General features: G+C 60.0%; 15 protein-coding genes. 10 read left to right on the top strand and 5 right to left on the bottom strand.

Features of this window, described 5'->3' with window-relative positions:
• Positions 1-73: 73 nt before the first annotated feature.
• The 3 genes from HF916_RS49445 to HF916_RS49435 form a co-directional block, all read right to left on the bottom strand.
• Positions 74-1,924: a site-specific integrase gene (locus tag HF916_RS49445; RefSeq protein WP_168795965.1), complete on the bottom strand. Its 1,851-nt coding sequence runs from the start codon at positions 1,922-1,924 to the stop codon at positions 74-76.
• Positions 1,925-1,928: 4 nt separating this feature from the next.
• Positions 1,929-2,210 (bottom strand): hypothetical protein, encoded by a 282-nt coding sequence (locus HF916_RS49440; protein WP_168795964.1) that lies wholly within the window; start codon positions 2,208-2,210, stop codon positions 1,929-1,931.
• Positions 2,211-2,319: 109 nt separating this feature from the next.
• On the bottom strand, positions 2,320-3,264 hold the full coding sequence (locus HF916_RS49435; RefSeq protein WP_168795963.1) for an abortive infection family protein: 945 nt from the start codon (positions 3,262-3,264) through the stop codon (positions 2,320-2,322).
• A gap of 225 nt (positions 3,265-3,489) precedes the next feature.
• On the opposite strand from HF916_RS49435, the gene HF916_RS49430 reads away from it, so the two are divergent.
• The 7 genes from HF916_RS49430 to HF916_RS49400 all read left to right on the top strand — a co-directional run bounded on the left by HF916_RS49430 (position 3,490) and on the right by HF916_RS49400 (position 9,877).
• Positions 3,490-3,867: an HU family DNA-binding protein gene (locus HF916_RS49430; RefSeq protein WP_346777750.1), complete on the top strand. Its 378-nt coding sequence runs from the start codon at positions 3,490-3,492 to the stop codon at positions 3,865-3,867.
• Positions 3,868-4,529: 662 nt separating this feature from the next.
• A complete protein-coding gene (locus HF916_RS49425) occupies positions 4,530-5,717 on the top strand; it encodes a ParA family protein (RefSeq protein WP_168795961.1) in 1,188 nt (395 codons plus the stop codon).
• Between the two features lie 2 nt (positions 5,718-5,719).
• On the top strand, positions 5,720-6,694 hold the full coding sequence (locus tag HF916_RS49420; RefSeq protein ID WP_168795960.1) for a ParB/RepB/Spo0J family partition protein: 975 nt from the start codon (positions 5,720-5,722) through the stop codon (positions 6,692-6,694).
• Positions 6,695-7,040: 346 nt separating this feature from the next.
• Positions 7,041-8,264 (top strand): Replication protein O, encoded by a 1,224-nt coding sequence (locus tag HF916_RS49415; protein WP_168795959.1) that lies wholly within the window; start codon positions 7,041-7,043, stop codon positions 8,262-8,264.
• A 100-nt stretch (positions 8,265-8,364) separates the two neighbouring features.
• Entirely contained in the window at positions 8,365-8,643 is a 279-nt protein-coding gene (locus tag HF916_RS49410; RefSeq protein WP_007182877.1) for a ribbon-helix-helix domain-containing protein, read from the top strand.
• Positions 8,643-8,960: a type II toxin-antitoxin system RelE/ParE family toxin gene (locus HF916_RS49405; RefSeq protein ID WP_168795958.1), complete on the top strand. Its 318-nt coding sequence runs from the start codon at positions 8,643-8,645 to the stop codon at positions 8,958-8,960. Before HF916_RS49410 ends, HF916_RS49405 begins: the two co-directional genes overlap by 1 nt.
• A 95-nt stretch (positions 8,961-9,055) precedes the next feature.
• Positions 9,056-9,877 (top strand): FkbM family methyltransferase, encoded by an 822-nt coding sequence (locus HF916_RS49400; protein WP_168795957.1) that lies wholly within the window; start codon positions 9,056-9,058, stop codon positions 9,875-9,877.
• Positions 9,878-9,938: 61 nt separating this feature from the next.
• Here the strand turns inward: HF916_RS49400 and HF916_RS49395 are convergent, their stop codons facing one another.
• On the bottom strand, positions 9,939-10,211 hold the full coding sequence (locus HF916_RS49395) for a hypothetical protein (RefSeq protein WP_168795956.1): 273 nt from the start codon (positions 10,209-10,211) through the stop codon (positions 9,939-9,941).
• A 260-nt stretch (positions 10,212-10,471) separates the two neighbouring features.
• Between HF916_RS49395 and HF916_RS49390 the strand changes: the two genes are divergently transcribed.
• Genes HF916_RS49390 through HF916_RS49380 form a run of 3 tightly spaced genes read left to right on the top strand, consistent with a single transcriptional unit; the run spans position 10,472 to position 13,820 of the window.
• Positions 10,472-10,960: a molybdopterin-dependent oxidoreductase gene (locus HF916_RS49390; RefSeq protein ID WP_240975894.1), complete on the top strand. Its 489-nt coding sequence runs from the start codon at positions 10,472-10,474 to the stop codon at positions 10,958-10,960.
• Positions 10,957-12,753 carry an ATP-binding response regulator gene (locus HF916_RS49385; RefSeq protein WP_168795954.1) on the top strand — a complete coding sequence of 599 codons (1,797 nt, stop codon included), beginning with the start codon at positions 10,957-10,959 and terminating at the stop codon, positions 12,751-12,753. Before HF916_RS49390 ends, HF916_RS49385 begins: the two co-directional genes overlap by 4 nt.
• 23 nt (positions 12,754-12,776) lie before the next feature.
• Positions 12,777-13,820, top strand: coding sequence for a glycosyltransferase family 9 protein (locus HF916_RS49380; RefSeq protein ID WP_168795953.1), 1,044 nt, complete (start codon positions 12,777-12,779; stop codon positions 13,818-13,820).
• Here the strand turns inward: HF916_RS49380 and HF916_RS49375 are convergent.
• The gene (locus HF916_RS49375; RefSeq protein ID WP_168795952.1) at positions 13,817-14,674 is read right to left on the bottom strand and encodes a helix-turn-helix domain-containing protein; all 858 of its coding nucleotides are present in this window, start codon (positions 14,672-14,674) and stop codon (positions 13,817-13,819) included. The two genes, HF916_RS49380 and HF916_RS49375, sit on opposite strands and share 4 nt — an antisense overlap.
• Positions 14,675-14,690 lie beyond the last annotated feature (16 nt).

Genomic DNA, 14,690 nt, shown 5'->3' with positions numbered 1-14,690 from the left:
TCCCTCACCTTTCGGACTCGCGAAAACGTAAACCGCATTGAATCTGTCACCCATTGAAACGCCGCCTTGCGGATTATTGACGCCCCAACCCGGTCAGGCGCGCGTGATACTTCGCGACCTCGGCGCGCATCCGGCGCCGTTCGGCTGTCACGTAGGTCGTGGTCGTCTGCAGTGACGCGTGCCCCAGGATCCGCTGCACGACGTCGAGCGGGACGTCGGCGGCCACCGACTGCGTGCCGAACGTATGCCGCAGCGCATGCGGAGACGTGCGGGCGAGCTGCCGGCGCTCGGACTCGTTGAGATCCGTCAGGTGCTCGAGCATCTGGCGGATCGCCCAGCTGGTGAGTCCTCGTGCGCCGCGCACTGAATAGCCTTCCTGCAGCGGCACTCCGGTTACATCCTCTTTGCCCGCATCCAGACCGAACTTCCTGCGGGCCTTCTTCGTCGCCGGGATGACGAGCGGTGCGACGAGCGGTGCGCACGCGTCCGGCGCAGCGAAGTCGAGTCCGCGATCACGCCAGTGCGCATGCAGCGCGGCGATACATTCATCGCTCACTGGGACGAAACGCTCCCTGTCGCCCTTGCCGATCACCTGCAGCAACCACGTCGGGGGCACGTCGCCGTCGGCAGGCAACCACTCCAGTTCCGGGCGCCGGGTCGCCGCAGCCTCGGCGATACGCAGGCCCGAATCGCCCATGAGCAGCAGGAGCGCGCGTACCGCGCGCCAACGCTGCGCTTGTGGTCCAGGGCTGTCGCTGCACCCGGCCAGAAACACGCGCACGCGCGTCCACAGGTCGATCGGCAGGGCGCGATCGATCTTCATTTTCTGCGCGCGCCGGACGGTCCTCGGGTCCTTCACGGCCCGCCACGGATTGCCGGCCAGATAGCGCACGTCGACCAGCCAGTCGAACGCGGCCCGGATCGCGCGTACCGCGTACCGCTGACTCTCCGCCGACAGGCCGCCCGGCGCGAACGGACGCCACCGGCCCGATGTGCGCGACACCGGCGGACCGGTAAAGGCGGCCGCCGGCGCGGTCAGAAAGGCCTTGTAGGCCTCGCAGTCTTCGACCGTCAATGACGACAGCGCCGCGCCGCGCTGCATTGTTGCCCACAGCACCAGCCGCTCGAGCTCGCGTACATACGCGCGCTGGGTGGCCGTCTGTCCGGCGTAGCCGGCCAGGTAGGCCCGCACCGCGTCGAGGTCGTGGCGGGCCCGGACGTACGGGAAGACAGGCGCACGGTTGGTGCCGCGCTCGCCGGACAGCGCGTGTGGCAATGCCATGCGCTCGAGCGGCGCGAGCTGCCCGCTGGCCGGTCCGATCACCGCGGTGTTGCCCGGTGCAACGAGCGGCTCCGAGGCATCGACGTCGGCCGCAACCGTCACGCCGATCGAATCGACGTGCCGCCGGAGCCACGCGACGATCACCCGCGCACGGCCGGGCCCGATGCGCGGCACCGAACGCCACCAGCTGCCGCCGCGGCGGTTCGCAACAGCGACCAGCTCGGCAAGCGTGTGGATGCCCTCGCCTGCCAGGTGCCGCGCGATCGGCGGCCGGAACCACAGGCCGACGGCGTGACCGGCCAGCGGCTCGGCGACGGCGAGCCTCGACGCCTGCTCGACCATCTGCAGCGAGGCACTCGCAAGCCGCGCACTGCCGTGCTTCGCGATCGAGGCGCGCAGGTAGTCGGCCAGCACGGGCGAGCCGTGGAGGATGGCCAACTGCACGAGATCGTCGCGCATCGTGCGCAGGAACCGCTCGAGCTGCTCGGGTTCGTCGGGATACGGGGTGGTGTCGCTGTCGAAATACAGTTGCGCGATTTTCCTGATGGGCACGCCCTGCACGCGCGCGCGCAACGCCGCGAATTCGGTGCGCGAATAGGTGCGCGGCGGCGGCAGGGTGAGTTGCTGAGGCTGGTTCGACATGGCGCTACAGCACTCCCACGATTGACGATAAGGTGCCGAGCACGACCGCTGCGGCGGTCCACCGCGCGGCAAGGACGTTCAGGCGGCCGATTTGCTGGTTGGCGCGGAACTGGGCGGCCCACCACGCCTGCTGCTCGAGCTCCGGCACGACCGCGGTCGGATCGCCGTCCAGCGGATCGACCGGTACTCGCGTCGATTTCTCCCAGAGCCAGGCCGCCAGAAGTCCGGAAGTGAGGCCTCCGAACGCGAGCACAACCGCAATACTTTTCGCGAGCGCTGTCGTCATGACTGCGCCTCCGTGCTGGCCGGCGCGAACGACGAACCGGTGAGCGCGCGCAGACGCCCATGGTCCGCGGCGTCCTCGTCGCCGGCGAGCGGCGCAAACCAGCCGCTCTTCATGGCGTGTCCTCGACAGTCGCGTCTCTAGGCGTCGCATCGGTGCCGTCCCGGTGCCGGCTGAGCAAGAAGATCGCGACGGCCGCTGCCGCGTTCTTCGCAAGCATCGCCCAGGACGCATCGAGCGGTGGCAGGTGGCTCGACGCGCCGTGCGCCGTACCGAAGTGGGTCCGCAAGGAGCCGACGCCGTTACAGAGCGACTTCACGCCTCCGATAAATTGCCTGACGTCGTCCAGTGCCTTCTTCTCCGCCGACAGTTCCAGGCCGTCGATACAGGCGTTGACGAGAGGACCCAGCGACTGGTTATCCGGCAGTGGAAGTCCGCGCTCGCGCAGGATGGTCGCGCAGACTGCCTCGAGGAAGCGGCTGCTGCGGGTCAGGCCGTCGGCGGTGTCCAGATGGGCCACGTCGACCGCTTCGTCGAAAAGCCGTTGCAACGTGTCGTCGCCTGTCTTGTCCAGGCGATCGACCATCTGACCGTCGAGCTTCGCCGATTCGGCAGCCAGGATCGTCTGCAAGGCCGACAGCGAGCCATCGAGTCGTCCCTCGCGTTCGCACAGCCTGGCGGCGATATTGCCGAGCAACGACTCGAGCGGCGCTTCATCCAGCAGGCGTTCCAGCCATTCCGGCGAGCAATTTGCCAGTTGCCTCACCGAATACGATCGCTGCTCATCGGGCACACCATGATGCCCGTCGGCCAGGTCATCATCGGTTGTGCGGTAGCCGACGGTCAGTTCCCCATCCCGATAGCAGAGATATCCGTAGGCGTGTTCGTCGTAGCCGATCTGTTCCAGTGTGACGTTGGAACTGACACCGGCGATATCGGCCCCGCCGAATGCCCTGTTCAGTTCAGCGTCGAGTGCGCGAGCTCGCTTGATCAGCGCGACCTTTTTGGCCTCGATGCGCCGGTGCTGGGCCGCGAGCGCCCCGATCCTGTCATTCATGCTGTCCTCCAGGCGCGCGGCATCCCCGCACGCGGCAAAAAACTAGGGTAAACCCTTATCACAACGCCCTGAAAGCCGCTTTCCCGTTATTTTACCCATTAAACGCCATGCCGCTAACAGGAGTTAGCGGCATTGAGATGATGTCCCCCCTATCTTTTCAGGGGCCGGCGAGCCACGTGTGACTTCATCAGACACTGCGCGCCGGGCAGAGGTGACCCATCCGAGGTGCCTGTTGCTGCGAGACGTGCTCGCCCGGCGCTGATTGCGCGAAGGCGCACCGATCAGGTAGGGTGGCGACATCACAACCACAACGAGGAAGCGGCAATGAACAAGCAGGATCTGGTGGATGCGGTTGCCACGAAGACCGGCGACAGCAAGGTCGCCACGGGCGAGACGATCGACGCGGTGATCGCGGCGATCACGGGCGAACTGACGAAGGGCAAAACGGTACAGCTGATCGGATTCGGCTCGTTTTCGACGGGGGCGCGCGCCGCACGGGTCGGGCGCAATCCGGCAACCGGTGCGGAGATCCAAATCCCGGCCGCGAAGACGGTCAAATTCACGGCAGGCAAGGCGTTCAAGGATGCCGTGAACGGCGCCTGACAGTGACGCAATGCCACCGGTCGGAGATGTGCCGGCGGCCAGCCGTTGCGGGAAGATCTCCGACGGGAGACGGCTCCTTTTTCGAGGTCGATCGTCCCGCAACCGGCCCGGACAGTGCAAACGGGTGTTCCAGCGGCACCGGGCGGCCGCCGCGTCACAACGCACCGCTGGTAACGCCATGCTGCGGCTCCCGTTATCCGGCCCCTCGCCCTGCCCTCCCCGCGGCACATCGGCTGCAGGGGACGGCCGCAGTGCACATCTCAGGCAACGCCCCGTGGGGCGCGCCATGCCCGGATGGTCAACCGCCGGGGCGACGACGAATCGCTGAGGCGCGCTAGCTACCACCCGCGCCCGGCCTATCTGTTGGTACGGGGACGTTCTTGCACGCGGAAAAGTACGCGAAAAAGGGTGGAAGCCGACCCCGCCAACAGGATCGAGACGTAGCGCGGCGGCGGTCTCATTCCGTCAACTACCCTGCCTCACTTCACGCAGATTATTAGGTTTTTGCGCGAAACCGCCTGCCCAGGCGGTTCTGAGACGGTACATCCCCAAAAAAGTTAACTTGCGTTTACCGTTTACGACGGCTAATCTCCGTGTCAATTCGACCGTGGCGGTCCAGTCTTGCCGAATCGGTCCAATCATCGTGAACGGTAGGAACGTAAATGGACATAACCCTCGCTCACCCCGGGAAAACCACCGCGGACGACCTCATGCGCCTTGCGCAGCTGTCGGACGTGATGCTTCAAAAGATCCGGGACGAGATGCTTGAGCCCTTTCCCCGAAAGGAGGCGCCGCTCATTACATCGGCACGCGTCCAGGAGATGTGCGGGATCGACAAGCAGCGAATGGCCTACGTTTTGAAAAAGGGTGAACTACCAGAAGGACGACAGACCCGACCGGGCGCTCCGCGCTCTTTCTCCGTCGCCGAGACGATCGAATGGATCAAGGCTGAACTCAAGCCTGCACCGCGTCAAGGCCCGGCCAAGGTGCTGGCCGTCGCCAACTTCAAGGGTGGCGTCACCAAAACTACGACCTCGACATTGCTTGCGCAGGGTTTGTCGATGCGGCGGGGGCGCCGCGTGCTCCATATCGACCTTGATCCTCAAGGAAGCGCAACAACACTGTACGGCATCAACCCCCATGCAGAGGTTGATTCTTCCCAGACAATCATGCCGTTGGTCGAGGCCTATCTTAGCGATCAGCCATTCGATATGCGGGCGCTCCCCACTCCCACCTATTGGCCAAACCTTGATTTAATCCCGTCGTCCACGGAGCTGTTCAATGCTGAGTTCATGCTCCCGGCCCGAGCGTCTGCGACCGAGCATGGGGTGCGATTCGAACAGGTTCTTCACGATGGCCTCGAAAGCCTGAAGGACAAGTACGACTACATCATCATCGATACCGCGCCGACGCTTAGCTATCTGACAATCAATGCGATCTTTGCCGCAGACGGCGTCATCGTCCCTGTCGTGCCCGACATGCTCTCCTTTGCCTCGATGGTGCAGTTCTGGCACCTGTTTGCCGACCTAATTAACGGGATGAAGGCTTTTGGCGACGAGCGGACTAAGGAGTTCGATTTTGTCGATGTCCTCGTCACGCGTTCCACGCCAAAGGCGGCTGCGCAAGTTTTGCAGGCCTGGATTTCGCAGATATATGGCTCCCGAGTGATCCCTGTTGAAATCCCCGAGACCGATCTTGCACGCAACACGAACATGCGCTTTTCCACGATCTATGATCTTGCGAGCTACGAGGGTGGCGCGGAGACGCTTCGGCGCATTCGCTCGCCGGTCGACCAACTGGTTGATCGTGTAGACGACAAGGTCAGCTCGATGTGGACACGAGGAGCCTAGAAATGTCTTGGATCAAGGATCAAGCAGCCAAAGCCGCGAACATTCAGCTAACGGAAGCTGACCAGGCACGCGCCACCGCGACAAAGCCCGGCGCCCCCAGGACAGCCCCGGGGCAGCTGATGCACTTGCAGGCAACAGCTGCCGCACAACGAGAAGAAATCGAGCGCCTCAAGACCGCGCTTCAGGGGGCGGCGAAGGCCAAACTACCTGTAGCTCGCCTACATGAGGTCTCCGGGCGGCGCAGAAAGCTGACTGCAGAGCAATACAGCGAACTAAAGGCGAATCTCGAAAAGTACCCACTTTCAACGCCAGTCAGTGTCGAAGAGCGGTCGGACGGAGACTGGGACATTGTCGCCGGCAACAATAGAGTCGCCATTTATCGAGAGCTTGGGCGAGAGGAAATTGAGGCGAACATCCTTAATATCGACCAATCGCTGGTTGAGAGAGTCGCATTCTTTTCCAACCTGCTGTCGCCGTCGCTTTCGGACTTCGAAAAGTATTGGAACTTCAAACGGCTGCAGGAAGGCACTGAGTTGACGCGTCAGGACTTAGCCGAAGCCGCAGGGCTCGCCAAATCGCACGTTAGCCGCATCTTTGCCTTCGAGGGTCTGCCTGACGAGGCCAAAGAAATTCTCGCGCAGCGACCTGAGCGGCTTGGCAGCCATGCGGCGGCGAAGCTTGCAACCGCGACCAGCGCCGGCAAGGCAGCCGAAGTCACGCAAGCAATCCGGCGTTTGGTCGAGGACGAGGCATTTACTCAGGAGAATGCCGTCAAGCTCGCCACAGCAAGGCCGAAGGCTCCCGACACAAACGCCCGTGAGACCCTGGTAGTGAAAGTTGGGAAAAAGCGCTTTTGCGAGATCACCGCTCGCAATGGCGTGATTGGTGTGAAATTAACCGATGAGGCTGATCAGGCCGGGCAGTGGGCCAAGGAGATTCAGGCGTTTATCGAGTCGAAGTTGAAGCAGCGTGAGTAGAGTGCATTCCCATTGGGAACTTCTTTTGATTCAATGGCTTGGATTTAGCGATCTGCCGGTCGCGAGATGCATTAAAGCCGGTTCCCTCTGGGAACCATCGAAAAAACAAGCACTTATGAAGTGCCAATGAAGAACCGGAGCCGAAATGCTTAGCTTCTGACCGTAGTAAAAACAAAAGCCTTCGGCTGGAACCGAAGGCTTTTGAATATTGGGCTTGCTGTCGCGCACCCATCTGCTGCACTTCCCCGACTGGAATCGGGCAAGGGACCAAACACCTCGAAGTGTAGCGGAACGTGATTGGCAGTCAAGCATGTGTCATCCATTTTTTCGAAATGGACGTGTAGACATGCCTATCGCGCAACACTTCGTTGCCGGCGAGGGGGACATTCGCCCTCACCCGGCTAATCCGGCAGATATCAAAATTGATGCCGATGCCCTCGCCGAATTCACCTGCGACACCACCAATCTCCCGTGGATCGTCTTTCGCGCCGCGCATCGCGCCGCACATCTGCACGGCGTCCCCGCCCGTGCCCGCGCCCTGCTCTCGGCCCTCGCCCGCACCGTCGACGCCCATCGCCCTTACGCGGCAATTTACGCGCGCCGCGAACTGCTTACTGGCCGCGCCATGCAATCCATGCGCACGTTCTATCGTAGCCTCGATGATCTCGAAGAGGCCGGCCTGATCGTCCGCCCTCCACAGAGGCGCTATGGCGAGGCAGGCCTGTTTGGTCGTGCCTACCTCCACCTCACTGAACAGACTGCCCAGCTGCTCGGTCTCGTCGACGCGCCGGCCATCGCCAGCGCCCCCGAACCTGATCACCATGAGGCAGTCGCCCCCGAGGTCCTTTCCTTGCAGCAGCCGTCTGCCAGCGTGGCAGACGGTGCTATATATAAAGATCTTTACCCTGCTTCTTCTCAAAAGAGACAACCGGGCCAGCTCCCCAGCGACCTCGAGCGCCTTCGCCGCCTGGGATTTCATGAATTCCTGATCTTCAAACTCATGCGCGAAGCCCGCGAGCACCAGAAGCTGCTTTCCGATGTGGTTGACGTCGCCTGGGAACACCTCCGCAAAGCCGAGCGCCCCATCAACTACCTGCGCGCGCTGCTGCGCTCGACCGCCGATTTCGCTTGGCAGGCTCGCAACAAACGGCAGGCAACGGCTCAACGCCACGAGGTCGACCAGGAAGCGCTCCGGGTCGCCACTGTGGTCCAGCAGAATGCCGGCGGGATATTCTTCGACTGTAATTCCTCGCGACGGATCAGCGTCGCCAGCGACGCCAGCATGGTCACCGTCCACGAATGCGGGGAGGCCGCACCACGCGTTAGCGCCGGAAACTGGCAGGTCAATTTCGTTGCCGCGATCGAAAGCGGACACCTCGTTCCGGCCACGACAGAGCGGGAGGCGGCATTCGAAAGCAAGCGGCAGCGGGGCAGAGAAGACCAGCAGGCGGCACCGCGTCTTCAGCCCACGCACGCGATGCCGCGGATCCTCACCGAGGCGGCAGGCGAACGGCTTGCCCAGATGAAGAACATGCTGCGTGCAACCGTTGCCGGTGTTCGTGCGCACTGACGCCGTGAAGGTGCGAAGGTGCCTGTCGGCATGCGGACGCCTTGCAGGCGTAGGAGGCAAAGTGTAGGATTAAATCCTACACTCAGAAGGGAGACTTCCCGTGCGCTCAACCCAACAATTCAGCATCACGCTGCCCAACGAAATGGCCGAGGCAGTCAGGTCCAAGGTGGCGGCTGGAGAATACGCGACGGAGAGCGAAGTGATCCGCGATGGACTCCGGGCACTGCTTGCGCGTGACCGTGCAGTGGAAAGCTGGCTGCGCGAGCAGGTCGCGCCCGCCTATGATGCGCTAAAGGCTGACCCGTCCCGCGCCATCGGCGTCGACCAGCTGCGCGCGTCGCTTGCCGCTGAACACCGCAAGGCCATCGAAAAAGCCTAATGTCCTATACCGTCGCCTTTACACCGGAAGCGCAGGAGCAACTGCTCGAGCTCTATCGTTACATTGCAGCTGCGGCCTCGCCGGTGATCGCGGAACGCTATACCAGCGCAATAATTACGTACTGCGAAGAGTTGCGATCGTTTCCGCATCGAGGCAATCGCCGGGATGACATTCGCCAGGGTCTGCGCGTTACGAATTACCGCAAGAGGGTAGTGATAGCCTTCGACGTCGACGCGGAGCAGGTCTCGGTGATTGGCATTTTCTACGGCGGACAGGACTACAAGAGGGTCCTGCAGGATGACACCGACGACTCTTGAAGCTGCCTGCGGGTTCATGGGTTCGTACCATGCGTGCATGCTGGCCGTTTACACCGCGCCGCGCAGACGTGGAATTATTTTGAGGACTTTAAACGGTGTCTTTTCCGATACGCCCCATCGCTTTTGTTCTGGCATCTTCCAACCACGGAAGCATGATTGTCAATCGCAACGACTATCACACCAACGACGCATATGGAGCCTATGGCGTTGGGCATCAACTACTAAACAGATCAAGTTTTGATGAGCCTGAAGTGCGCCTCGCGTTAGCACTACTTGATTGTCGCAGGAAGCATTTTGGTGACGGCGTTGTCGCGATTGACGGCGGTGCAAACATTGGTGTGCATTCGATTGAGTGGGCACGGCACATGTACGGTTGGGGCCGCATCCTCGCGTTCGAGGCACAGGAAATCGTCTACTACGCGCTAGCCGGAAATATCGCATTGAATAACTGCCTGAACGCGCGAGTAAGGCTTGCCGCCCTTGGGGAGCAGTGTGGTGAACTGGTTGTGCCGCAGCCGGACTATTTCAGGCCCGCCAGCTTTGGCAGTCTGGAATTGCGCCGGCGGACTGACAATGAATTTATCGGGCAACAGATCTCCTATGATAGCGTTGCTGGCACCACGGTTCCGATGGTCAGCCTGGACTCTCTAGGACTTGGACGTCTGGACCTGGTGAAATTGGACGTCGAGGGAATGGAACTGGATGTATTGCGCGGCAGCCGGACCGTTCTCGCGAGCCATCATCCAGTCATGATCATTGAAATCATCAAGTCTGACGGCGCTGCGATCGAGGCTTTCGTCACGGAGCTTGGCTATCGCACTTTCCCGGCCGGACCAAACATCATCGCTGTCCATACCAGTGATCCGACGCTCGGCCAGATTTCGCTCAAGGATGACCAAGTGTGCATTACCGTGTGATGGATGTGATGAACGATGGGCGAAGTAGTCAGGTCTGACTCGCCCTGAATGCTGCCGAGCATTATGAGGATAGGACACGCCGACATTCGGCTGCGAGATTGTGGATTTCCGCCTTGATGTGCAGAATATCCTCAAAGTCGGGGCTGCGATGTTCCTCGCCTTCCGGCCACAAAGCATGTGCTTGGTTGGCAAGACTGTTAACCTCGGGCAGAAACTGAGCCGTCTCAACGGTGGTACCGCTCGCACGGGCTAAATTGATCGCTTCCTGGCATGCAAGGAGGTCTTGGTGGAGGCGGTTTAGGCGTTGACGGATCGGTGAGCTGTCGTTTGTCATGTTTTGGGGTTCGAGCGAATTAATCGTGGCTGTGATCGTGGGACAGGGCAGTGTATGCCCGATCTTAGCGCGACTTTGCGAGGGCGTGCGCCGCAAGTGTTGGCGTCGGTGCGCGCCGGCAAGGTGATCGCACAAGGCAGTCTACGTTGTCGATCCGCTTTACTTAGGTTTCTCCAAGTTGAAAGCGTTGCGGTTGGCTGCTATTGAAGGCCTCGGCACATACCCGCGTTCTGACGGTCAGCACATACATGGAGTCTATCTTGAGACATATCGGGTTGGTCTTGTTAGTTCTTGCTTGTCTCGGTCAGGCACAAGCACAGACCGCACAGTTGGCGCTTGACGTGACGGGCAATATCACGCATGTAACTGAAGCAGGTACACACACATATCATTTTACGCGCGCTGACCTGCTCTCGCTCGGTGCGAAGAGCATCAAGACCTCCACGAATTGGACACCCGTGAGCGTGTGGCGCGGGCCAACTCTGGAAAGCATTCTGGAGAAAGTCGGCGCACGAGGTAAGGTCCTACACATCTATGCGCTTGATGATTACAAGCACGATGTTCCCATCTCTGACGCGAAACAGTACGGGGCGATTGTGGCCTACGAGCGTGATGGCAAACCACTGGAGCCGAAGGGCTTCGGGCCACTAATGCTAATTTATCCCCGTGATGAGCAACCGGACGAACTGAACCGCGCGTCGATCGAAGCTCGATTTGTGTGGCAAATTTATAAGATCGTTGTTGAATGACCTTCCTTCGCGCTATTGGCGTCAAACGGGTCCTGGGCGTCGCGATTGCTCTCCTCCTTTGCGTATCCGGGGTATGGGTTTACTTCGCGTATTCGCTGCTCCTGTCACCCGCGAGTCTCAAGGCGCTGGCTGGTCCTCAAGAGAATTACTACTGGCCAGTTGCGCAACTGGAAATCGCAGCAAACAAGGCCAAGAACGCCTTTCTCCTCTACGGCGCTGGCAGATCGGATTTTCGGTCGGTGCAGTTGCGCTTTGAGGTATTGCAATCGAAATACGCCGTGTTGGCCACACCGTCCGATGCCACCCAGATCTTTAACGGCAATGCTTCCTTTCGAGATGCGATCGCGCAAATAGGTGCCGTGATCGAGAGGGTGAAGCCTGCGGTCGAACAGCTGCCGCAAGATCCACGCAGGGCCGTGGACCTGTCGCTTCGCCTAGGGCAGATAGATGAGCCTCTGGCAGTCATCACAGATCACGTGAGCGAGGCCGAGATAGACCGGCGCGACACAGTCTACGAAGACTTGATCGGGAAACGGCATCTTTTTTTCCTGAGCAGCCTGCTGTTGTTGATACTCCTGGCGGGAACGGCTGTGCTTGCCCTGATGCTTGGCGTCGATCGTAAGCGGCTAACGCGTCAGCAGAGCGCGGCGATCAAGGCAGAGCAGGACGCGGTACGCGCCAAAAATGCATTCCTCGGGATGATCGGGCACGAACTACGGACGCCCCTGCAAAGTATCGTTAGTGTGGCCGATACGCTTCTGGATCGGCGATTTGCCGAACGAGACGCGACGTTGATCAAGAGGCTGGCGGTGGCCGCAAGTAGGCTAGAAACACAGATGAAAGATCTTACCGACTTCGCGCGACTGGACGCCGGACGCCTCACGTTGAGGGAGCGGGAATTTCAACCCGCCGACGTTATTGGCTCGATGATTGACGACGTGACGGCGTCTGCCAGGAGCAAGGGGTTGGAGGTCGTCGCGCTGGTCAATAACGGCGATGGTTGGTATCTGTCGGACCCCGATCGCATCAGGCAGATAGTTGGAAACCTGCTGTCTAATGCGGTCCGGTATACGGATGCCGGTCGAATTCTTGTGCGTCTCGATGTAACGCCGTCCAGGGGTGGGGCCGTCCTTGACATCACTATTGAAGACACCGGACCCGGCATACCTGCGGCATCTGTTAGTCAGCTCTTTCAGCCATTCACGCAACTAGACCAATCCAATACGAGGAAGCACGACGGTGCAGGCATTGGCCTCGCGATCGTCAAAGGGCTGGTCGATCTGCTCGGCGGATCGATCAACATCGAGACTGAGCCGGGGCGGGGAACGAAAGTCACAGTGTCGATGCCCGTCAAAGCAGCCGCAGCTGCTACAGAGGCCGATGGAACAGAGATGCAAGTTACGGCGATCATCGAACGGAAGAGGGTACTTATCGTAGATGACCAGGAATCTGCAAGGGAGTCATTTGCGGATGTGCTGTCATCGTTTGGCGCGTATGTGGACGTTGCTGCCGACGCGGGCGAGGCTTTGGCTGCATTGAGTGAGGCTACGTATGACGCAGTATTGCTGGATGTGCAGATGCCAGGGGAAGACGGGATCGCCGTCGCTCGAAAGGTACGGGCGACGCCGGGACCGAATAGGGATGTTCCTATCATCGGCATCAGTGCGTTTTCCAGCGAGCTGCTGAAAGACAGTGGGGCTGAACTCTTCACACAACACCTGCACAAGCCTGTGCGAAACTCGGTATTAAAGCAGGCGCTACTGGATGCGCTTGCAGCTAACAAGCGGCACTGAATTCAACCGAACGTGATTGATCAATGACTATCCTTGATGAGGTATCGGCGCTTACGAATGCAGGTTCACTGCTTTCGCGCGATCGTGAGATTGTTGCCTCCTATGACCTTGAGGTATCCGATGTGTCGGCAGAAGGTTATAGCGCGCTTTCTGCTGTGCAGGCAATCAAGAATGCGAATGTGGCTCCGTTTGAAGTCGACTACTCGCGTCTAACGCGCGTTCATGTCATCAACGGAATGGGCGTCACGCTGGGGGACTCGATTATTGGACTCACGGCGCTGGCGTCGATCAAGAGGCGGCACCCGGAAATTTCCTTTGTTATCTATCGTCCGAGTTGCGCCCCTGCGTACGTCAGGCAGCTATACGAACTGGCGGCGCCGATCTTTGGGAGTGTTGTGGATCTTCCCGTCGATGTCGATTCTCTGCCCGACGATGAACTCCGGATCGATCTGGGTAACCATCTGTTCTGGCCGAACTTCTCGACGATGCCCATGATAGATTTTTTCCTGTGGGCGCTCGGGATCGCACCGGCTGACGTTGGCCGGGACCACAAGTCGAATGACTGGCTTCAGCGCGTAGCTGTGCCGGCGTTGAGCGCGGAATGGTCATCGAAGGAATATACGTTGCTCTGTCCGACAGCCAGCACGCCTGTGCGTAGCATTCCGCATTCGTTTCGAGTCGAGGCTGTAAATAGTCTTTGGGAAAGGTTTCACGTTCCCGTACTTGGCTTCGGCAAGGTCGACCACCAGCACTACACAGACATCAAGAGCCTATCGACGGACACGGCCGCCTTTATTGCATGGGTGAAAAATGCCCGCTTTGTTGTGACGTCTGACACGGCCGCCGTTCACATCGCAGCTGGGTTTGACGTGCCTACAGTGGCATTTTTCACTACGATCTCGTCTGAGCTGCGCGTGCGCGACTACCCGTCGTGCAAAGCTATAAACCTTCCTCTTCCGGAAATTCAGGGAATCCAGGCAAGTGGGCGAGCGGGCGATCTGGAGATAGTCGACCGCGCGTATCAGAAGTTGACTGCGAGCAACTGGGCGCTGCACCTTTGCGATTAGCTCGATGAGCGGCTCAGTTCGTTAGAGATTTGCGAAAACAATATGGGCATGTGAACCGGTTTCTCGATCCACTTGCAACCAAACTGCTTAACCACCCGGGCAATGTCGTCAACACGGGCCTTACCACTTTGCAACTGCCCGGTCAGCAGGTAAATCGGTGTCGATGGATTCTCGGCCTTCCGGATATCGACAATCGCGGCCTCGGCGGTGTCATCGTTGATGAGCCAGTCGATTATGAAAGCGTCGAACGCGTTGCTCTTCAGGCTTTCGCGAAAGCTGGCCAGATCATAGAACGGTGTGGCGTTCAGACCGTGGTCGTTAAGATAGTCGCAGACGCTGTCTGCCGCCTGCGTATCGGTATCGTCGTCGAGAACCGCGATAGCCGGCTTCTCGAGGTGCGGCAGGTCGGGGCGTATTTCGACCGACAGCACATTGAATATTCGTCCGGCCGGAGCAATTTCGGCTGGATATACGTTCCATGTGTCGCCCGACTGGATCGCTACCAGGTCAGCTGATCGGTCGCGACTCAGCTCGTCGCCAATTAGCACGGAGCAGGGCAGCGGGCGCGGGCTCACCATCAGCATCCCCTCACCCGTGATCGAGTCTTCAAAATCTTCGTTGTTTTCCACCAGAACACTCGGAGTTTCGCCGAAGTGCGTAGCAACTGCCCCGAGTTGCTTCAGATCCCATGGCAATTGGCCTTTCATCTTGCGGCTTGCAGCCGAGAAGCTGAGATTAAGTATCCGGCTTAGCTCGCTCGCCTGAGCGCGTTTGGTAACGCCGTGCCGCTCCATCAAATTGCGAACGCGGCTGGCGATGGCCGTTGAGTCGGTCTGAATGTCGTTATCAGGCATATCTAGATACCCCTCC

The organism is Paraburkholderia aromaticivorans (assembly GCF_012689525.1).
In the GTDB taxonomy this organism is placed as follows: domain Bacteria; phylum Pseudomonadota; class Gammaproteobacteria; order Burkholderiales; family Burkholderiaceae; genus Paraburkholderia; species Paraburkholderia aromaticivorans_A.
The sequence above is the reverse complement of the archived record's forward strand: the minus strand, read 5'-3'. Positions and strand labels throughout refer to the sequence as shown.